Source organism: Streptomyces sp. NPDC088350, from assembly GCF_044753545.1.
Lineage (GTDB): Bacteria > Actinomycetota > Actinomycetes > Streptomycetales > Streptomycetaceae > Streptomyces.
This window is the reverse complement of the sequence record NZ_JBIVNL010000019.1, coordinates 33,208-52,527: the sequence shown is the minus strand read 5'-3', so window position 1 is coordinate 52,527 and position 19,320 is coordinate 33,208. Positions and strand designations below refer to the sequence as shown.

The 19,320-nt window shown below is 68.6% G+C and carries 15 protein-coding genes and 1 riboswitch; of the genes, 10 read left to right on the top strand and 5 right to left on the bottom strand.

The genetic code is table 11. The features are described 5' to 3' along the window. Positions 1 to 333 precede the first annotated feature (333 nt). Positions 334 to 1,491: a GTP-binding protein gene (locus tag ACIQBL_RS44375; protein WP_401953952.1), complete on the top strand. Its 1,158-nt coding sequence runs from the start codon at positions 334 to 336 to the stop codon at positions 1,489 to 1,491. A 22-nt stretch (positions 1,492 to 1,513) separates the two neighbouring features. Here the strand turns inward: ACIQBL_RS44375 and ACIQBL_RS44370 are convergent, their stop codons facing one another. Further along, positions 1,514 to 3,970 carry a DNA topoisomerase (ATP-hydrolyzing) subunit A gene (locus ACIQBL_RS44370; protein ID WP_401953716.1) on the bottom strand — a complete coding sequence of 819 codons (2,457 nt, stop codon included), beginning with the start codon at positions 3,968 to 3,970 and terminating at the stop codon, positions 1,514 to 1,516. 327 nt (positions 3,971 to 4,297) lie between these two features. Between ACIQBL_RS44370 and ACIQBL_RS44365 the strand changes: the two genes are divergently transcribed. The 4 genes from ACIQBL_RS44365 (at position 4,298) to ACIQBL_RS44350 (ending at position 9,094) form a co-directional block, all read left to right on the top strand. Beyond that, complete coding sequence (locus ACIQBL_RS44365) at positions 4,298 to 5,668, top strand: M16 family metallopeptidase (RefSeq protein WP_401953713.1); 1,371 nt, start codon at positions 4,298 to 4,300, stop codon at positions 5,666 to 5,668. Beyond that, positions 5,665 to 7,053 (top strand): M16 family metallopeptidase, encoded by a 1,389-nt coding sequence (locus ACIQBL_RS44360; RefSeq protein ID WP_401953710.1) that lies wholly within the window; start codon positions 5,665 to 5,667, stop codon positions 7,051 to 7,053. The genes ACIQBL_RS44365 and ACIQBL_RS44360 overlap by 4 nt, the downstream gene beginning before the upstream one ends. A 214-nt stretch (positions 7,054 to 7,267) precedes the next feature. Next, positions 7,268 to 7,433: riboswitch (cyclic di-AMP (ydaO/yuaA leader) on the top strand. 12 nt (positions 7,434 to 7,445) lie between these two features. After that, the gene (locus ACIQBL_RS44355; protein WP_401953707.1) at positions 7,446 to 8,201 is read left to right on the top strand and encodes a M23 family metallopeptidase; all 756 of its coding nucleotides are present in this window, start codon (positions 7,446 to 7,448) and stop codon (positions 8,199 to 8,201) included. A 188-nt stretch (positions 8,202 to 8,389) separates the two neighbouring features. Continuing rightward, the gene (locus ACIQBL_RS44350; protein ID WP_401953704.1) at positions 8,390 to 9,094 is read left to right on the top strand and encodes a GntR family transcriptional regulator; all 705 of its coding nucleotides are present in this window, start codon (positions 8,390 to 8,392) and stop codon (positions 9,092 to 9,094) included. A gap of 162 nt (positions 9,095 to 9,256) precedes the next feature. Here the strand turns inward: ACIQBL_RS44350 and ACIQBL_RS44345 are convergent, their stop codons facing one another. Continuing rightward, a complete protein-coding gene (locus ACIQBL_RS44345; protein WP_401953701.1) occupies positions 9,257 to 9,538 on the bottom strand; it encodes an HPr family phosphocarrier protein in 282 nt (93 codons plus the stop codon). A 188-nt stretch (positions 9,539 to 9,726) separates the two neighbouring features. Between ACIQBL_RS44345 and ACIQBL_RS44340 the strand changes: the two genes are divergently transcribed. The 5 genes from ACIQBL_RS44340 to ACIQBL_RS44320 all read left to right on the top strand — a co-directional run bounded on the left by ACIQBL_RS44340 (position 9,727) and on the right by ACIQBL_RS44320 (position 15,922). Next, entirely contained in the window at positions 9,727 to 12,531 is a 2,805-nt protein-coding gene (locus ACIQBL_RS44340; protein ID WP_401953698.1) for a GNAT family N-acetyltransferase, read from the top strand. Positions 12,532 to 12,588: 57 nt separating this feature from the next. Next, positions 12,589 to 13,185 (top strand): DUF5998 family protein, encoded by a 597-nt coding sequence (locus tag ACIQBL_RS44335; protein ID WP_401953949.1) that lies wholly within the window; start codon positions 12,589 to 12,591, stop codon positions 13,183 to 13,185. After that, positions 13,185 to 14,375 (top strand): alkaline phosphatase family protein, encoded by a 1,191-nt coding sequence (locus ACIQBL_RS44330; protein ID WP_401953695.1) that lies wholly within the window; start codon positions 13,185 to 13,187, stop codon positions 14,373 to 14,375. Before ACIQBL_RS44335 ends, ACIQBL_RS44330 begins: the two co-directional genes overlap by 1 nt. Positions 14,376 to 14,608: 233 nt before the next feature. Beyond that, positions 14,609 to 15,259 (top strand): thymidine kinase, encoded by a 651-nt coding sequence (locus ACIQBL_RS44325; protein WP_401953692.1) that lies wholly within the window; start codon positions 14,609 to 14,611, stop codon positions 15,257 to 15,259. Positions 15,260 to 15,622: 363 nt separating this feature from the next. Next, complete coding sequence (locus tag ACIQBL_RS44320; RefSeq protein WP_401953689.1) at positions 15,623 to 15,922, top strand: hypothetical protein; 300 nt, start codon at positions 15,623 to 15,625, stop codon at positions 15,920 to 15,922. Between the two features lie 847 nt (positions 15,923 to 16,769). Here ACIQBL_RS44320 and gmd read toward each other — a convergent pair. The 3 genes from gmd to ACIQBL_RS44305 all read right to left on the bottom strand — a co-directional run bounded on the left by gmd (position 16,770) and on the right by ACIQBL_RS44305 (position 18,934). After that, on the bottom strand, positions 16,770 to 17,762 hold the full coding sequence (gene gmd / locus ACIQBL_RS44315) for a GDP-mannose 4,6-dehydratase (RefSeq protein WP_401953686.1): 993 nt from the start codon (positions 17,760 to 17,762) through the stop codon (positions 16,770 to 16,772). Positions 17,763 to 17,832: 70 nt separating this feature from the next. Beyond that, the gene (locus tag ACIQBL_RS44310; RefSeq protein WP_401953683.1) at positions 17,833 to 18,576 is read right to left on the bottom strand and encodes an alpha-1,2-fucosyltransferase; all 744 of its coding nucleotides are present in this window, start codon (positions 18,574 to 18,576) and stop codon (positions 17,833 to 17,835) included. Continuing rightward, positions 18,569 to 18,934: a hypothetical protein gene (locus tag ACIQBL_RS44305; RefSeq protein ID WP_401953680.1), complete on the bottom strand. Its 366-nt coding sequence runs from the start codon at positions 18,932 to 18,934 to the stop codon at positions 18,569 to 18,571. Before ACIQBL_RS44305 ends, ACIQBL_RS44310 begins: the two co-directional genes overlap by 8 nt. Between the last annotated feature and the right edge of the window lie 386 nt (positions 18,935 to 19,320).

Here is a 19,320-nt window from a genome sequence, read left to right as displayed (position 1 = left end):
ACGGAGGGAAGCGAGGGTCGCACGAACCGGCGCCTTCCCCAACGTCTGCCCCGCAAGTGCTGCTAACAATCGTTCACTTCGCGGCGATTCTTCCGGCTCGTATCCTGGGGCGGCATTCAACCTCCGTACGTGTGCCGGACCGCGAGCCGGTGCACGCGTCGGCGTGAAAGAGGTCGCACGTTGAGCCAGCAGAGCCCGAGCGCAAGCCCGAGCCCGAATCCGAGCCCGAATCCGAGCCCGAATCCGAGTACGAGTACGAGTGCGAGTACGAGTGCGAGTCGAGCGTCGGTGCCGACCACGCACACGGCGTCCGTTCCGAGCGAGTTCCCGAGCCTGCGTCCGGCCCCGGTTTCCAGCCCCGTGCAGATCCCCGTCCTCGTCCTCGCCGGATTCCTCGGCTCCGGCAAGACAACCCTGCTCAACCATCTCCTCCACCGCAGCGGAGGCAGCCGTATCGGTGCCATCGTCAACGACTTCGGGGCGATCGAGATCGACGCGCTGGCCGTGGCCGGGGCCCTCGGTGACTCGACTGTCTCGCTCGGCAACGGGTGCCTGTGCTGTGCCGTCGACGCCAGTGAACTCGACGTCTATCTGGAGCGGTTGGCCAGGCCGTCCGCCGGTATCGACGTCATCGTCATCGAGGCCAGCGGACTCGCCGAACCGGAGGAACTGGTGCGCATGCTGCTCGCCAGCGAGCACCCGGGGATCGTCTACGGCGGCCTCGTCGAGGTCGTCGACGCCGCCGAGTTCGACGACACGCGCGCGAAGCACCCCGAGATCGACCGGCATCTCTCCCTCGCCGACCTCGTCGTCGTCAACAAACTCGACCGGGCGGCCGACGCCCCGCGCGTCCTCGGCCTCGTCCGCTCCCTCACCGACCGCGCCGCCGTCGTGCCCGCCACCTACGGCCGTATCGACCCGGAGTTCCTCTTCGACTGCCGGCCGAACGAGGAGCGCGTCGGGCAGTTGACCTTCGACGACCTGCACGAGCACGCCGGCGACACCCACGCCGGCGACACCCACGCCGACCACCTGCACACCGCCTACGACAGCCTCTCCTTCGCCTCCGACGTGCCCATGGAACCGCGCCGGCTGATGGGGTTCCTGGACAGCAGGCCCGAGGGGCTCTACCGCATCAAGGGGTACGTCGACTTCGGCGCCCATGACGTGCGCAACCGGTACGCCGTGCACGCCGTCGGACGGTTCCTGCGGTTCTACCCCGAGCCCTGGGCGAGCGGTGACGCCCGGCTGACCCAGCTCGTGCTCATCGGTACCGGCCTCGACATGGCCGCCCTCGGCAAGGAGTTGGAGGCGTGCAGGGACGACGACGCCCCACACGCCGACGAGCACGGCATGTGGGGCGTCCTCCGTTACGTACAGGAGCCGGAGTCGGGCCAGGAGTCGGAGTCGGGCCACGAGCCGGACCATGAACCTGACCACGAGCCGGGATCCGAGCCGGAGTTGGACCCGGATCCTGAACTCGGATCCTGAACTCGGGCTCTGACAGGGCGGGTTACACCGGACCCGCCACCACCGACACCGTCTTCGGCAGTGACACGCCCGAGCCGTCGCGGCGCGGGTCCATCTCCGGGAGTTCGGCCGGTGTGCCGTCCCGTTGTGCGGCCTTGGCCGGTACGGCGCCGGCCCAGGCCAGGGACAGGCAGTCCTCGCCCTTCAGGAAGCGCTGGCAGCGGACACCGCCGGTGGCGCGGCCCTTGCGGGGGTACTGGTCGAACGGGGTCAGCTTGGCCGTCGTCTGGACGGAGTCGTCCAGGGTGCCGCGCGAGCCGGCGACCGTGAACACCACCGCGTCCACGGCCGGGTCGACCGCCGTGAACGAGATGACCTTCGCGCCCTCGACGAGCTTGATGCCCGCCATCCCGCCGGCCGGGCGGCCCTGGGGGCGGACCTGGGAGGCCTGGTAGCGCAGGAGTTGAGCGTCGTCCGTGATGAAGACCAGGTCCTCCTCGCCGGTGCGCAACTCGATCGCGCCGACGATCCGGTCGCCGTCCTTGAGTGTGATGACCTCCAACTCCTCCTTGTTCGTGGGGTAGTCGGGGACCACGCGCTTGACGACGCCCTGCTCCGTGCCGATGGCCAGGCCGGGGGACGACTCGTCGAGGGTTGTCAGGCAGATGACCGTCTCGCCCTCGTCCAGGGAGACGAACTCCGAGACCGGCGCGCCACCGGAGAGGTTCGGCGCCGCGGCCGTCTCCGGGAGTTGGGGGAGGTCGACGACGTTGATCCGCAGCAGGCGGCCGGCCGAGGTGACCGCGCCCAGCTCGCCGCGGGCCGTCGCAGGGACCGCCGAGACGATCACGTCGTGCTTGACGCGCCGGGCCTCGGAGTCCTCCGGGAAGGGCTCGCCGTTCGCCGTACGGGCCAGCAGACCCGTCGAGGAGAGCAGCACCCGGCACGGGTCGTCGGCGACCTGGAGCGGCACGGTGGCGGCGGGGGCGCCCGCCGACTCCAGCAGGACCGTACGCCGGTCGGTGCCGAACTTCTTGGCCACCGCGGCCAGTTCGGTCGAGACCAGCTTGCGCAGCTCGGTGTCCGACTCCAGGATGCGGGTCAGCTCCTCGATCTCCGCGCGGAGTCGCTCCATCTCCGACTCCAGCTCGATCCGGTCGAACCGGGTGAGCCGACGCAGCGGCGTGTCCAGGATGTACTGCGTCTGGATGTCCGAGAGGGAGAAGCGCTCCATCAGGCTCTGCTTCGCCTGCGCCGAGTTGTCGCTGGAGCGGATGATCCGGATGACCTCGTCGATGTCGACGAGCGCGGTGAGCAGGCCTTCGACCAGGTGGAGGCGGTCGCGCCGCTTGGTGCGGCGGAACTCGCTGCGGCGCCGTACGACGTCGAAGCGGTGGTCGAGATAGACCTCCAGGAGTTCCTTGAGGCCGAGCGTGAGGGGCTGGCCGTCGACCAGCGCCACGTTGTTGATGCCGAAGGACTCCTCCATCGGCGTCAGCTTGTAGAGCTGCTCCAGGACCGCTTCCGGTACGAAGCCGTTCTTGATCTCGATGACCAGGCGCAGGCCGTGCGCGCGGTCGGTGAGGTCCTTGACGTCGGCGATGCCCTGCAGCTTCTTCGCGCCGACCAGGTCCTTGATCTTGGCGATCACCTTCTCCGGGCCGACGGAGAAGGGGAGTTCGGTGACGACCAGGCCCTTGCGGCGCGGCGTGACGTCGTCCACCGCCACCGTGGCGCGGATCTTGAACGTGCCGCGGCCCGTCTCGTACGCGTCCCGGATGCCGGTCAGGCCGACGATCCGGCCGCCCGTGGGCAGGTCGGGGCCCGGGACGTGCCGCATCAGGGTGTCCAGGTCCGCGTTCGGATAGCGGATCAGATGGCGGGCCGCCGCGATGACCTCGCCCAGGTTGTGCGGCGGCATGTTGGTGGCCATGCCGACGGCGATGCCCGACGAGCCGTTCACCAGGAGGTTAGGGAAGGCGGCGGGCAGGGCCACCGGCTCCTGCTCCTGGCCGTCGTAGTTCGGGGTGAAGTCGACCGTGTCCTCGTCGATCGACTCGGTCATCAGGTTGGCGGCCTCGGACGGCCGGCACTCGGTGTACCGCATGGCGGCCGGCGGGTCGTCGTTGCCCAGCGAGCCGAAGTTGCCGTGGCCGTCGGCCAGGGGCACGCGCATGGAGAAGGGCTGGGCCATGCGCACCAGGGCGTCGTAGATCGACGCGTCGCCGTGCGGGTGCAGCTTGCCCATGACCTCGCCGACGACGCGCGCGCACTTCACAAAGCCGCGGTCGGGGCGCAGGCCCATCTCGTCCATCTGGTAGACGATCCGTCGGTGGACCGGCTTCAGGCCGTCCCGGGCGTCCGGCAGGGCGCGGGAGTAGATGACCGAGTACGCGTACTCAAGGTAGGAGCCCTGCATCTCGTCGACGACGTCGATGTCGAGGATCCGCTCCTCGAACGAGTCGTCGGGCGGCGGGGTCTTCGTGCTGCGGCGGGCCATCGCTGCCGGCTCCTCTTTTCTGGTCGCTCGCCTGGGGGTCGCTCCCCTTCGGCTCACTCTTGCTGAAGCGTGAACGGGGTCTTGACGTGAACCATTGTGGACCGCGGCACTGACAACGCGGACCAGGACCCGGCGTTGGCCGCTCGGCTCCGTCACCGACGGCTGCCGCGTGAGTCCACGTGTGCGACTGCCCGCAGGCTACGCGATCTCGCTCTCGGCGTACGTCCGCCGGGAACTTCGCCGACGGTCCGCACGCTTGCATACAGTGGCGGGACGAGCAGGATTTCTGCGGTTCCAGCCAGAGAATCCGCGATCGAAGGGACGTACATGCCCATGGGTCACACGGCCACCGCCGAGGCAGGATCCGGCGGTCTGACAGCGACCGAACACCGCTTGGCCAACGGTCTGCGCGTGGTGCTCTCCGAGGACCACCTGACCCCGGTCGCGGCGGTGTGCCTCTGGTACGACGTCGGTTCCCGCCACGAGGTCAAGGGGCGTACCGGCCTGGCTCACCTCTTCGAGCACCTGATGTTCCAGGGCTCCGGACAGGTGAAGGGCAACGGACACTTCGAACTGGTGCAGGGCGCGGGCGGTTCGCTCAACGGCACCACCAGCTTCGAGCGCACGAACTACTTCGAGACCATGCCCACCCACCAGTTGGAGCTCGCCCTCTGGCTGGAGGCCGACCGCATGGGTTCCCTGCTCGCCGCCCTCGACGACGAGTCCATGGAGAACCAGCGGGACGTCGTCAAGAACGAGCGACGCCAGCGCTACGACAACGTGCCCTACGGCACCGCGTTCGAGAAGCTGACCGCCCTCGCCTACCCGGAGGGCCACCCGTACCACCACACGCCCATCGGCTCGATGGCTGACCTGGACGCGGCCACCCTGGAGGACGCGCGCGCGTTCTTCCGCACCTACTACGCGCCCAACAACGCCGTCCTGTCCGTGGTCGGCGACATCGACCCCGAGCAGACACTCGCCTGGGTCGAGAAGTACTTCGGATCCATCGCCGCGCACGACGGCAAGCCGACGCCCCGTGACGGCGCACTGCCCGACACGATGGGCGCCGAGCTGCGCGAGGTCGTCGTCGAGGAGGTCCCGGCCCGCGCCCTGATGTGCGCCTACCGGCTCCCGGAGGACGGCACGCGCGCGTCCGACGCGGCCGACCTCGCCCTCACCATCCTCGGCGGCGGCGAGTCCTCGCTCCTCTACAACCGCCTTGTACGGCGCGACCGTACGGCCGTCGCGGCCGGCTTCGGACTGCTGCGACTGGCGGGAGCGCCCTCCCTGGGGTGGCTGGACGTCAAGACGTCCGGTGACGTCGAGGTGCCGGTCATCGAGGCCGCCATCGACGAGGAGCTCGCCCGGTTCGCCGAGGAGGGCCCCACGGCCGAGGAAATGGAGCGCGCCCAGGCCCAGTTGGAGCGCGAGTGGCTGGACCGGCTCGGCACCGTCGCGGGCCGCGCCGACGAACTGTGCCGCTACGCCGTCCTGTTCGGCGACCCGCAGCTCGCCCTGACCGCCGTACAGCGCGTCCTGGACGTGACGGCACAGGAGGTCCAGGAGGTCGCCAAGGCCCGCCTGCGACCCGACAACCGCGCGGTGCTCGTGTACGAGCCGATCGCGGACGAGGACGAAGAGGACGACGAAGCAGCGGCCGCGGCCGGCGACGAGAACGAGGAGGCGGCCAAGTGACCGAGCTCGCCACGATGGAATTCCACCCGCAGCCCCAGGCCGGCGAGGCCAGGCCGTGGGCCTTCCCGGCGCCCGAGCGCGAGACGCTGGGCAACGGCCTGACCGTCCTGCGCTGCCACCGCCCCGGCCAGCAGGTCGTCGCCGTGGAGGTGCTCCTGGACGCGCCCCTGGAGGCCGAACCGGCCGGTCTGGACGGTGTCGCCACGATCACCGCGCGCGCCTTCTCCGAGGGCACCGACAAGCACTCCGCCGAGGAGTTCGCCGCCGAGCTGGAGCGCTCCGGTGCCACCCTCGACGCGCACGCCGACCACCCCGGGCTGCGCCTGAGCCTGGAGGTCCCGGCCTCGCGCCTGGCCAAGGGCCTCGGCCTGCTGTCGGACGCCCTCAGGGCGCCCGCCTTCGCCGACAGCGAGGTCGAGCGGCTGGTCCGCAACCGCCTCGACGAGATCCCGCACGAGACGGCCAACCCGTCCCGCCGCGCGGCCAAGGAGCTCTCCAAGGAGCTGTTCCCGGCGACCTCGCGCATGTCGCGCCCGCGCCAGGGCACCGAGGAGACCGTCCAGAAGATCGACTCCGGGGCCGTACGCGCCTTCTACGACCGGCACGTCCGCCCCGCGACGGCCACCGTCGTGGTCGTCGGCGACCTCACCGGCATCGACCTGGACGCGCTGCTCGCCGACACCCTCGGCTCGTGGACGGGCTCCGCCGGCCGGCCGCGCCCCGTGCCGCCGGTCACCGCCGACGACACCGGGCGGGTCGTGATCGTGCACCGGCCCGGCGCCGTCCAGACCCAACTGCTCATCGGCCGCGTCGGATCCGACCGGCACGACCGCGTGTGGCCCGCCCAGGTGCTCGGCACGTACTGCCTCGGCGGCACCCTCACCTCCCGCCTGGACCGCGTCCTGCGCGAGGAGAAGGGCTACACCTACGGTGTGCGCGCGTTCGGCCAGGTGCTGCGCTCGGCACCCGACGGCACGGGCGCCTCGATGCTCGCCATCAGCGGCTCCGTGGACACCCCGAACACCGGTCCCGCCCTGGACGACCTGTGGACGGTCCTGCGCAAGCTCGCCGAGGGCGGCCTCACCGACGCCGAGCGCGATGTCGCCGTACAGAACCTCGTCGGGGTGGCGCCGCTCAAGTACGAGACCGCGGCGGCCGTGGCGAGCACGCTGGCCGACCAGGTCGAGCAGCACCTGCCCGACGACTACCAGGCGACGCTGTACCAGCAGCTCGCCGCGACCGGCACCGTGGAGGCTACCGCGGCGGTCGTGAACGCCTTCCCGGTGGACCGTCTGGTGACGATCCTCGTCGGCGACGCGGAGCAGATCAAGGAGCCCGTGGAGGCGCTCGGCATCGGCGAAGTGACCGTCGTACCGGCCGAGTAGAGAGTCGCGCGGAGAGCCGCGTAGCAGCACGCGCGTGTGGGAGCCCTGGTGACAAAAGAGTCACCAGGGCTCCCTAATGTCCGAATTGGGGAGAGGTTGCCTGTCTGCCCTGTGGCATACCCAACAAAAGCCGTGATCCGTTTGGGGATTGAAAGTGGCCCCCCTTAGCGTCGGTCCGGCTGTCCGTCAGGCACCGCGCCGCACTCGCGGCACCGGACAGTCATCGCCGAGTCCCCGTACGGCGCGAGCCAGGGGAGCCGGGGACCCACATCAAGAGTCCCTGGGGTGAATCGGACGCCCGCGTACCGCGAGGGGGTCCGTAGGAGACCTTCCTGCTCCGAACCCGTCAGCTAACCCGGTAGGCGAGAAGGAAGGAAAGGACCAGCCACTCCATGGCGTTCACCCGCGCCACCGGGAAGCACCGTCGCCCGAGCCGGACCCACCGCACCACCGTTCGCGCCGCGAGCGTCGCGGCGCTCGCCACCACCGGCGTCGTCGGTACCCTCGCCACCGCCCCGGCGTTCGCCGCCGAGACCTCCGTCGAGCAGACCGGTCTCACCCCCGTCGTCGCCATCGGCGAGTCCGTCGCCGACAAGATCGACGCCCAGGCCGCCGCCCAGAAGCAGGCCGCCGCCGAAGCGCTGGCCAAGGAGGCCGCCCGGGCCAGGGCCGCCGCGCAGGCCAAGGCGGAGCGCGAGGCCACGGCACGCGCCGCCCGCGAGGCCGAGCGCAAGAAGCTCAACACCTTCGTCGCGCCGGTCTACGGTTCGTACGTCTCCACCGGCTACAAGACCGGCGGCTCCCTGTGGTCCTCCGGCGCCCATACGGGCATCGACTTCCACGCCTCGACCGGCACCTCCGTCCACGCGGTGGGCTCCGGCACCGTCGTCGCGGCCGGCTGGGGAGGCTCGTACGGCAACCAGGTCGTGATCAAGATGGCCGACGGCATGTACACCATGTACGGCCACCTGTCGTCCATCGGCGTCAGCGTCGGCCAGACGGTCACCCCGGGCCGGCAGATCGGCCTCTCCGGGGCGACCGGCAACGTCACCGGACCGCACCTCCACTTCGAGGCCCGGACGACCGCCGAGTACGGCTCCGACGTCGACCCGGTCGCCTACCTCCGCACGCACGGCGTGAACGTCTGACGACACAACGCCGCCCTTCCCGAAGCCCTGGCCCGCCCGGCCGGGGCTTTCGGCGTTTCCGGAGCCCATCTGTCCAAAAAATATGCATGGATTCCGGTCCGCCATCGGAAATTCCCGCTCATTGCAATAGAGTCACGGAACACACGTCAATCGTCGACGTTTCACGGGGATTAAGGCGGAGGTCGGACATGCGTATTCCGGCGCACTCGGTATGCACGGCGATCCGGGACGACATCGTCGCCGGTGTCTACGAGCGCGGGAGCCGGCTCACGGAGGAACTCCTCGCGCGCCGGTACGGTGTCTCGCGCGTCCCTGTCCGGGAGGCCCTGCGCACGCTGGAGGCCGAGGGGTTCGTGGTGACCCGGCGGCACGCGGGCGCGTGCGTCGCGGAACCGACCGAGCAGGAGGCCGCCGACCTGCTGGAGATGCGGATGCTGCTGGAGCCGCTCGGCGCCTCGCGGGCCGCCCAGCGGCGCACCGAGGCCCACCTGAAGGTGCTGCGCGGCCTCGTCAGGCTGGGCCAGGAGCGCGCCAGGAGGGGCAACAGCGAGGATCTGCGCTCCCTGGGCAGCTGGTTCCACGAGACGCTGGCACAGGCCTCCGGGAGCCCCGCGCTGACCTCGATGCTGACCCAGCTGCGGCACAAGATCGCCTGGATGTACGCGGTGGACGCGCCGGCCAACCCCGTCGAGTCCTGGGCCGAGCACGGGGCCATCGTGGACGCGGTGGCGCGCGGCGACAGCGAGCGCGCGCGGGCGATCACGGCCCTGCACACCGAGCGGGCGGGCACCGCGCACCGGCTGCGCTTTCCCGGCGGGGCGAACGGCGCGCACGGCCCGGATCGTGTGAGGACTTCGCAACCTCCCGTAAACATGTCCGGCCTGCGGCATTAACACGGGCACCGTATACAAAGAGGAGATAATTCGCGGGGGATTATTTCTGCTGCCCGCAAGGGGAATTGCGAAGGGCTCGCCCGGTAATTCGGACGAGCCCTTCGAGCTTGCGGTACATCGTTTTTTGGGCGAAAAGCACCGCCCCCATCAATGGGGAGCCGTTCAGACGGTCTCGGGGAGCTCCTCGAGGCCCTCCGCCACCAGCTTCGCCAGTCGGTCGAGGGCCGTGTCCGCGCCCTCGGCCTCGGAGGCGAGGACGATCTCCTCGCCGCCCTGGGCGCCCAGGCCCAGGACCGCGAGCATGGAGGCCGCGTTGACGGGGTTGCCGTCGGCCTTGGCGATCGTCACGGGGATACCCGCGGCCGTGGTGGCCCGGACGAAGATGGAGGCGGGGCGGGCGTGAAGGCCCTCCGCCCAGCCGACGTTGACGCGGCGCTCAGCCATGTGATGCTGCCCTTCAGAGTCTCAGGGTTGTCTAGACCAGTTTCCCACACGTGAAGCGAGCCCGGAACGGCCCTGCGAACCGTCCGGAGCGGGGCGTCGGACCGCGGCCTCGGCCCGACTTCCCCTCGCTGCTTTCCCCCACAGACTGCCTCGCGCCGTTGTCGGACGCGAGCCGTACGCTGGGGCCCATGCAGACCTCGTCGGACCGGCACGAGTACCCCGCCCACTGGGAAGCCGACGTGGTGCTGCGCGACGGGGGTACCGCGCGCATCAGGCCCATCACCGTCGACGACGCCGATCGCCTGGTCAGCTTCTACGAGCAGGTCTCCGACGAGTCGAAGTACTACCGCTTCTTCGCGCCGTACCCTCGCCTGTCCGCCAAGGACGTCCACCGCTTCACGCACCACGACTTCGTGGACCGGGTGGGACTCGCGGCCACGGTCGGCGGCGAGTTCATCGCCACCGTACGCTATGACCGCATTAGTGCCGACGGGCGTGCCGCCTCCGCCCCCGCCGACGAGGCCGAGGTCGCCTTCCTGGTGCAGGACGCGCACCAGGGCAGGGGCGTCGCCTCCGCCCTCCTCGAACACATCGCGGCCGTCGCCCGCGAGCGCGGCATCCGCCGTTTCGCCGCCGAGGTGCTGCCCGCCAACAACAAGATGATCAAGGTGTTCACCGACGCCGGGTACACCCAGAAGCGCAGCTTCGAGGACGGCGTCGTACGCCTGGAGTTCGACCTCGAACCGACGGACCGTTCCGTCGCGGTGCAGCGCGCGCGGGAGCAGCGCGCCGAAGCACGGTCCGTACGACGGCTGTTGGGGCCCGGCTCGGTCGCCGTCGTCGGTGTGGGCCGCACCCCAGGAGGGGTCGGCCGCAGCGTTCTCGACAACATCAGGGACGCCGGTTTCACCGGCAGCCTGTACGCCGTGAACAGGGCCTTCCCCGAGGAGCAGAAGGAACTCGACGGGGTGCCGGCCCACCGCTCGGTGCGCGAGATCGAAGGGCCCGTCGACCTCGTGGTCGTCGCCGTCCCGGTCGAACACGTCCCCGAGGTCGTCACCGAGTGCGGCGAGCACGGGGTGCAGGGGCTCGTCGTGGTCACCGCCGGATACGCCGAGAGCGGCCCCGAGGGACGCGAGCGCCAGCGTGAACTCGTCCGCCACGCGCGTACGTACGGCATGCGGATCATCGGGCCGAACGCCTTCGGTGTCATCAACACCAACGCCGGCGTGCGGCTGAACGCGTCCCTCGCCCCCGAGATGCCGCGCCCCGGACGCATCGGGCTGTTCGCGCAGTCCGGCGCCATCGGCATCGCCCTGCTGTCCCGGTTGCACCGGCGCGGCGGCGGGGTCACGGGGGTCACCGGCGTGTCCACCTTCGTGTCGTCCGGCAACCGCGCGGACGTGTCCGGCAACGACGTCCTTCAGTACTGGTACGACGATCCCGACACCGACGTCGCCCTCATGTACCTGGAGTCCATCGGCAACCCCCGCAAGTTCACCCGCCTCGCCCGGCGCACGGCGGCGGCGAAGCCGCTGGTCGTGGTCCAGGGCGCCGGATCCGCCCCCCAGGGACACGCCGTACGCGCGACGCGCCTTCCGCACGCGACCGTGTCCGCGCTGCTGCGGCAGGCCGGGGTCATCCGCGTCGAGACGATCACCGAACTGGTCGACACGGGGCTGCTGCTCGCGCGCCAGCCGTTGCCCGGCGGAGCGCGGGTGGCGATCGTGGGGAACTCCGAGTCGCTGGGGTTGCTGACGTACGACGCGTGCCTCTCCGAGGGGCTGCGGCCGCTCGCTCCGCTGGACCTGACCACGGCGGCTTCCGCGGAGGACTTCCATCGGGCGCTGTCGGAGGCGTTGGCGGACGAGGCGTGCGACGCGGTCGTGGTGACCGCGATACCGGCCGTGGGGGAGGGGCCGGCGGAGGACGCGGCGCTGGCGGAGGCGTTGAAGTCGGCGGCCGAGGCCGTTCCTGGGAAGCCGGTGCTGGTGGTGCATGTGGAACTCGGGGGGCTTGCCGAGGCGTTGTCGGCGGCGATGAGTACGGCACCACAGGCCGTTTCGAAGCGGGGCGACGCCCCCCGCCCCGCGGAACGACCGTCCACCGCGGTGCAGGCACCCGAAGGCGGCGGCCTCATCCCCGCCTACCCCGCCGCCGAACGCGCCGTCCGCGCCCTCGCCGAAGCAGTGAAGTACGCGCAGTGGCGGCGCGAGGCAGTCGACCCCGGCAGGGTGCCCGAGTTCGAGGACATCGACGAGAAGGGGTCCGCCGAGCTGATCGGCGGCCTGCTCGCGCGCGGGCAGGGGCTCACGCTCGGCGTCGACGAGACGTGCCAGCTGCTCGGGAAGTACGGCATCGACGTCCACCGCGCGCTGCCCGCACCCACGCCTGAAGACGCCGTCGAAGCCGCCCGCACCCTCGGCTACCCGGTCGCCCTCAAGGCCACCGCCCCGCACCTGCGGCACCGCGCCGACCTGGGCGGCGTACGGCTGGATCTCGCCGACGAGGAGCAACTGCGGCGGGCGTACGCCGAGTTGGGCGAGTTGTTCGGGACGCCGCAGGAGCTGCGGCCGGTGGTGCAGCGGATGGCGCCGCGCGGGGTCGACACCGTCGTACGGGCCGTCATCGACCCGGCGGCCGGAGCCGTGCTGTCGTTCGGGCTCGCCGGAGCCGCCTCGCAGCTGCTCGGGGACACGGCGCACCGGCTGATCCCGGTCACGGACCGGGAGGCCGCCTCGCTGATCCGGTCGATCCGGACGGCGCCGCTCCTGTTCGGCTGGCGCGGTTCGACGCCCGTCGACACGCCTGCCCTGGAGGAGCTGATGCTGCGGGTGTCACGGCTGGTCGACGACCATCCCGAGGTCGTCGCCGTGACCCTGGAGCCGGTCGTCGTCGCGGCGCACGGCCTGAGCGTGCTGGGCGCCTCCGTCCGGCTGGCCCCGCCGCCCGTCCGCGACGACCTCGGCCCGAGGACGCTTCCCGTGTACTGAGACAGCTGAGATGAGACAGTCCTGAGCGGTGCCTCGCAGTCAGTGCGCCACCGTAGGATGGACATCATGGCCAAGACCAGTACGACGACCCAGGGGCTGCGTGCGGCGATCGAGCGCAGCGGCTACTACCCGGCCCTCGTGGCCGAGGCGGTGGAGGCCGCCGTCGGCGGCGAGCCCATGCGGTCGTTCCTGGTCCACCAGGAGACCACGTTCGACCAGAACGAGGTGCGCCGGCACGTGACCGTGCTGGTTCTCACCGGCAACCGCTTCATTGTCAGCCACACCGACGAGCAGTCCGCCGACAGCACCTCCCCGACCCCGTACGCCACGACGTCCACGGAGTCCGTGAAGCTCGGCCGGATCTCGTCCGTGGTGCTCAGCCGCGTGGTCGCCAACCCGGAGTCGTACACGCCGGGCACGCTGCCCCGCGAGGTCGTGCTGACCATCGGCTGGGGTGCCGTCGCCCGGATCGACCTGGAGCCGGCCGCCTGCGGCGACCCCAACTGCGAGGCCGACCACGGCTACACGGGCAACTCGACGGCGGACGACCTGAGCCTGCGCGTCAGCGAGGCCGGGGACGGCCCGGAGACCGTGCGGCAGACCCTCGCCTTCGCCCAGGCGCTCTCCGAGGCGACCGCGGACGTCACCCGCTGATGTCCCACCCCACCACCTGGGAACACCCCGAGCCCCTCGCTGTCGCCTCCGCGCCCGTCCCCGCGTACGGCTCCGGATCCCTCGCCGACCTGCTGCCCACGCTGGCCGCGGGCATGGGCGTACCGGGCATGACCGCGGCGATCCCGGAACTGACCGCGGCCGACCGCAACTGCGTCTTCCTGATCGACGGCCTCGGCTGGGAGCAGATCAAGGACCACGCCGACGAGGCGCCCTACCTGCACGCCCTCCTCGGCAGCTCGCGCGGTGGCACGGGACGTCCGCTCACCGCCGGCTACCCGGCGACCACCGCGACCTCGCTGGCCTCCGTCGGCACCGGCCTGCCGCCCGGCGCGCACGGCCTGCCCGGCTACACCGTGCGCAACCCGGACACCGGCGCGCTGATGAACCAGCTGCGCTGGCAGCCGTGGACCGAGCCGAAGACCTGGCAGCCGTACCCCACGATCTTCCAACTGGCCCAGGACGCGGGCGTGCACGCCGCCCAGGTGTCGTCCCCGACCTTCCAGAACACCCCGCTGACGAAGGTCGCGCTCAGTGGCGGAACGTTCCACGGGCGGCTGACCGGCGAGGAGCGCATGGACCTCGCGGCCGAGCAACTGGCCGCCGGGGACCGCTCCTTGGTCTACACGTACTACGCCGAACTCGACGGCGCCGGACATCGCTACGGCGTCGCCTCCGACACCTGGCGCGGGCAACTCATGTACGTCGACCGGCTCGTCCAGCGCCTCGCCGAGCAACTGCCGCCGCGCAGCGCCCTGTACGTCACCGCCGACCACGGCATGATCGACGTGCCCTTCGACGAGGACCACCGCATCGACTTCGACGCGGACTGGGAGCTGCGCGCCGGCGTCGCCCTGCTCGGCGGCGAGGGCCGCGCCCGGCACGTCTACGCGGTGCGCGGCGCCGAGAACGACGTACTGACCTGCTGGCGCGAGGTGCTCGGCGAGCAGTTCTGGGTGGCCTCGCGGGACGAGGCGATCGCGGCGGGCTGGTTCGGCCCGCACATCGACGAGCGGGTGTACGACCGCCTCGGCGACGTGATCGCCGCCGCCCGGGACGACGTCCTGATCATCGCGTCCGAGCGGGAGCCGAAGGAGTCGGCGATGGTCGGCAACCACGGTTCGATGACCCCTGCCGAGCAGTTGGTCCCCCTGCTCGAAGTACGCTCCTGAAGTCCCACCGTCCTCCCTGCCCCCTCTTCCCCCGCTTCGCCGAAAGGTGCTCAACTCCCCATGCCCGAGCTGCTGTTCTTCTCCGGAACGATGGACTGCGGGAAGTCGACTGACTTGCTTGGGTATTCGCCATCGGTTGTTGGTGCCGTGGACGGTGTTGTCCCACGTGGTTCCGGCGTTGCCCGTGTTGGTTGCGTCTGCTCTCGCCCGTCCTGGAAGGCCCCGGTCCGCTGATGTCCGAATTGGTGTTTTTCTCGGGAACGATGGACTGCGGGAAGAGTACTTTGGCGCTACAAATCGGTCACAACCGGTCGGCCAGAGGGCTTCAAGGTGTGATCTTCACGCGGGACGATCGCGCGGGGGAGGGGCGGCTGTCGTCGCGGCTGGGGTTGGTGACCGATGCGGTGGAGGCGGGCCCGGGTCGGGATCTGTACGGCTATGTGGTGGAGCAGCTGTCGCGGGGCGGCAGGGTCGACTACGTGATCGTGGACGAGGCGCAGTTCCTTGCGACGGAGCAGATCGACCAGCTGGCCCACATCGTCGATGATCTGGAGCTGGACGTGTTCGCGTTCGGTATCACCACCGACTTCCGTACTCGCCTGTTTCCCGGCTCCCAGCGGCTGATCGAGCTGGCCGACCGGCTGGAGACGCTGCAGGTCGAGGCGATGTGCTGGTGCGGTGCCCGGGCGACGCACAACGCACGGACGGTGGGCGGGGAGATGGTGGTCGAGGGCGAGCAGGTCGTGGTCGGCGACGTGAACCGGCCGACGGAGGACGTGGGGTACGAAGTGCTGTGCCGGCGCCACCACCGCAAGCGGATGACGAGTGCCTCGGCTCGGGCGGCTGCGTTGTCCCCTGACGTGCTGCCGGTGGCCTCGGCCTGACGGTGGCTTCGGTGACGGCGCGAGTGGCGCGGGGCTGCCCGGTGGTGCGACGGGGCAGAGGCTGATGGTGTGACTGCGCGAAGCGCTCGAACGGTACAGGTGCGGATCTCGATGCGCGCTTGCTCGCCGCAGGTTCGAGTCCTGGGCGGGCGTCAGACGAGTCCCCTCGTTCATATGTTGCTGTGGTCGGCTTCGCCACATCTCGTCCTGCGGGGAAGCGGTTGGGGGTTGGGGCACTGACCTGTTGCGCGGCTCCTGGGGTTGTCGCGGAGGGCTCGCTGCTTCTCCCCATTCGTGAGTAGGTGGTTCCAGATCAGCCCCGGCAGGGACTGCTGGACTGACTGATGCGGACAAGTCTCGCAGTTGCTCGCGCCACCCGTCCGGCTTGATCGCGGCGACTCGAGCCTCGTACCCGAGCGCGATCAGGCCGGAGAGGACGACGGACTCTACTCCAAACACGAGCTCCGGGCACGACCGTTCGTCCAGGCCGACTTGGAGGAGATAGCTGTCACCGGCGTCCACGATGGCCGCTTCCTCGACCTGCTGCTGATCGAGGAGGAGGGCCAACTGCTGAAAACTCCCCGAGGAGCAATTGCGTGCCGCTACGGGGAGTCGCCCGACTTTGCCTGCCTGCACGTACTCGATGCCAGACGGTTTCATTGAACGCCGACTCGCCCTGGTGCACCACCAAGTCTTCATCGCCGATGAGGATGAACTCACGCATCGTGCCGTGCAACAACGCAGGTCCCGGCGTTCGCTAACGCCCGAGAGGTGGGCGAAGGCATGGTAGCAAGTGGAAGGACTGAGCACCCACTCTTGCTGCTTTGAAATCTCGGCCGAAGAGACCTCATGGGGCACCGCACTCATGGGAATGCAGGGGAGCTTGTCGAAGAAGCGAACCAGCGCTCGGTCCAGCGCCTCGAAGGCCTCGAAGAGCGGACCAAGGAACCGGTATCCGATTAGCCCGGTCTCGTTCGCTGCCGATGAAATCAATCGCTTGGCATGCAACTCGTTGAGCATGGTACTGCCGCGAACTGCGGCGACGTTCTGCAGTCCTTCCATTCAGTCCACCGCCGTGATCACCAGATCCTTCGGAAGTTCCGCGACGGGCCCCAATATTGCTCCAAATCGGGCATCGGGCATTGTCGCTCCATCTTATTTCTTCCAAATGGTGAGCCGAGCTGTAATCGGTACATGCTGCGAGCACTCACGAGAGACGCCAGCCCATGTGGGGCTACGCAAGATATTTCAGTACCGTGAGCCGCAGGCTGCGGATGCTCTTGAAGGTCCCAAAAGACAGATCCTCATCGGACAGTGAGACATTAAATTCCTGCTCCACTGCTACGGCGGAGCATGAGGTTCGAGATCGGTGCAATGTCCTCGGACGATGCCAGGGAGTCGGAAACTAGGGAGTTGTTCATGGTCGAGGAGACGCAGAGCATCGCGCCGTGGGCGGCCACGCGACCACGGCGCTCCTCTCACACTCATGCCCGATCGCCTGGCCGTGCATTCATTCTGAAAGCTGTGCGAGCACTGTTTTGAGGTCCGCCTCGACCATCAACGAAACGAGCTCCGGCATGAGCGTCTTCGGTTTCCAGCCGAGTTCGACGGCGGCCTTCGAGGCATCACCGATCAACGAATCCACCTCCGTCGGCCGCAGGTACCGGTCGTTGAACCTGACGTACTTCTGCCAGTCCAGTCCGGCGTGCCCGAAAGCCTGCTCGACGAAATCCTTGACGGTGTAGGCGGTCCCGGTGGCGATGACGTAATCGCTTGGTTCATCGGCCTGCAGCATGAGCCACATCGCCTCGACGTATTCCTTGGCGTATCCCCAGTCACGTACGGAGTCGAGGTTGCCCATGTAGAGCTTCCTGTCGTACCCGGCCTTTATCTGCGCGACGGCGTGTGTGATCTTGCGCGTGACGAACGCCTTGCCTCGCCGCGGCGACTCATGGTTGAACAGGATGCCGTTCGCGACGAACATGCTGTGCGCCTCCCGGTAGTTCCGGGCCACCCAATACGCGTAGGTTTTCGCCGCGCCATACGGGCTCCTAGGCCAGAGGGGAGTGCTCTCTTTCTGCGGTGGCGGTGCGGAGCCGAACATCTCCGAGCTGGACGCCTGATAGAAACGGCAATCAAGTTTTATCAGCCTGATCGCCTCGAGGATGCGAGTCGTCCCCATGCCGGTGACGTCACCTGTGAACTCGGGTTGGTCGAAGCTGAGTCGCACGTCACTCTGGGCGGCGAGGTGGTACACCTCGTCGGGCTGGATCTGTTGGAGGAGAGCGATCAAACGGGAGCCGTCCGTGAGATCCCCGTAGTGCAGGTGCAGTCTGGGCTCCTCGGCGTCCAATGCGGCACTCAGATGCGCCAGACGCCCGATGTTGGATATGGACGCTCGCCGGATTACCCCGTGAACCTCGTATCCCTTGTCCAACAGCAGGTCCGCCAAATACGAACCGTCTTGGCCGGTCACACCGGTGATTAATGCCTTCTTAGTCATATCCTCGCGTCTATCCATTTAGGTAGCAATCCAATGGCTGCAGAGAGCGGGAGAGGAGAAGCCGGTGTCGTCAGTCGCCTGGTGTCCAATGCGCGGGAGTTATCCATTCCGACACGACGTCGCGATGCTCGGGTGTATACCAATGACGGGGGTAGACGATCTCGGTTGAGCCGGAGAGGAAGGCTCCCCACCAGGAAAATGACGAATTGGCGATGACAAGTCGGCTGCAGCGCGTCATGCAGGCGAGGTCGAGGAAGCCGACCGGCTGACGGGTCATGCGAGCACCGTCGAGGAACGGCATGTGTTCCGCAACCCACTGGGGGTCGTCGGTGAAGACGATGATGTTCGCGGCCGAGAAGCGTTCAATAGCCTCGCGGTAGTAGCTCGCCGTCGGCAGCGGATATTTGTCCGGGTACTGAAGGTAGTCGCCGCGTCGAACATGGATGCCCGTCACATCACCGCGCTCGAGAACATCGCCGTAGAGGGCGTCCACTTCGTCGAGAACGTGCTTGGCCGGCGTCAGATACTCTCTGACCTGCTGTTCATATGGCCACCACAGTCGGATGTCCTGGAGTACGAACCTGTCCACCGGCTTGAGATAGTCCACTAGATCGTAGACTTGAACGTCATTCTCGTCGGGCAAGGCGAACCATGAACGCGGAAGATTGAAGGCATTGCCGTATACCCAGGCCGGCAGCCGTATCGGCAGGCCGAGTTCCAGCGAGCGGCCTATCACTGCGGCTATCTGCCACAGCTGGTTTCCAAGCCTGCCCTCAAGGCCGAGCAGAGAGAACGTGACTGCGCGCTCACGCATTGCGCGATACCTCCTGCGGATTGATCGCCCGTGCCGCTGACCGATGTGTGGTGCCCAGGATCCGGGCGAGACGCTGATAATGCGTGAAATGAGATCCAGCTACGAGCAAATCGTCGCCCGGGCCCGGATACCTTCCCGACCAACCGCTGACCTGGCCGTGCGCTTCGGAGATCAGCAGCGCGGTGGCAAGCCTCGCGTGCTGATCGGCCGCACTGCTCAGGAAACCGACCGCGCGGCCCTCGGCTACGTCGAGCAAAGCCAGAATTTCCGACCCGGCCGGAATCATGCGGCAGCCGGATTCTGTAAGTGCTTTCTCAACGGAGTCCAGCCGCACTTCGGCAGGCACCGACCAGCCCAAGGGACGTGGTGTAGCCGATAACGGATCCTGTGTCGTCATTAAGTGCCGAGGATCCGAGATACCAGCGAGTCCGGTCTTTTGGATTCTCTGGTCCACCTGTCGGACAGGCACGCATCAGAAAATCGAAAATCTTCCGATCTGGAATTGGTCCACATGTTACCCGCCTTCGAAGTCTCTCCACGAGTACCACTTCAACCGAGCCGCGCCGCGTCACGGGTTCGAGTCAACCTGCAGGCCGGTTTGCCGATTCATCATTTCTATAGCTTCCTTCCTGTGAACGTTCACAGACTCGGGCTTGGGAGGCAAATGATTCGCTCGACTCGGGTGAATCCAAACAGGTGAATCCGGCTCCAGGCTGATGGCATGCGTAAATCCAGCGTGCGTGA

Excerpts from the sequence above, each read along its gene's own strand:
- ACIQBL_RS44370 (WP_401953716.1), bottom strand. The coding sequence starts at position 3,970 with ATGGCCCGCCGCAGCACGAAGACCCCGCCGCCCGACGACTCGTTCGAG.
- ACIQBL_RS44365 (WP_401953713.1), top strand. The coding sequence starts at position 4,298 with ATGCCCATGGGTCACACGGCCACCGCCGAGGCAGGATCCGGCGGTCTG.
- ACIQBL_RS44355 (WP_401953707.1), top strand. The coding sequence starts at position 7,446 with ATGGCGTTCACCCGCGCCACCGGGAAGCACCGTCGCCCGAGCCGGACC.
- ACIQBL_RS44350 (WP_401953704.1), top strand. The coding sequence starts at position 8,390 with ATGCGTATTCCGGCGCACTCGGTATGCACGGCGATCCGGGACGACATC.
- ACIQBL_RS44345 (WP_401953701.1), bottom strand. The coding sequence starts at position 9,538 with ATGGCTGAGCGCCGCGTCAACGTCGGCTGGGCGGAGGGCCTTCACGCC.
- ACIQBL_RS44340 (WP_401953698.1), top strand. The coding sequence starts at position 9,727 with ATGCAGACCTCGTCGGACCGGCACGAGTACCCCGCCCACTGGGAAGCC.
- ACIQBL_RS44335 (WP_401953949.1), top strand. The coding sequence starts at position 12,589 with ATGGACATCATGGCCAAGACCAGTACGACGACCCAGGGGCTGCGTGCG.
- ACIQBL_RS44330 (WP_401953695.1), top strand. The coding sequence starts at position 13,185 with ATGTCCCACCCCACCACCTGGGAACACCCCGAGCCCCTCGCTGTCGCC.
- ACIQBL_RS44325 (WP_401953692.1), top strand. The coding sequence starts at position 14,609 with ATGTCCGAATTGGTGTTTTTCTCGGGAACGATGGACTGCGGGAAGAGT.
- gmd (WP_401953686.1), bottom strand. The coding sequence starts at position 17,762 with ATGACTAAGAAGGCATTAATCACCGGTGTGACCGGCCAAGACGGTTCG.
- ACIQBL_RS44310 (WP_401953683.1), bottom strand. The coding sequence starts at position 18,576 with ATGCGTGAGCGCGCAGTCACGTTCTCTCTGCTCGGCCTTGAGGGCAGG.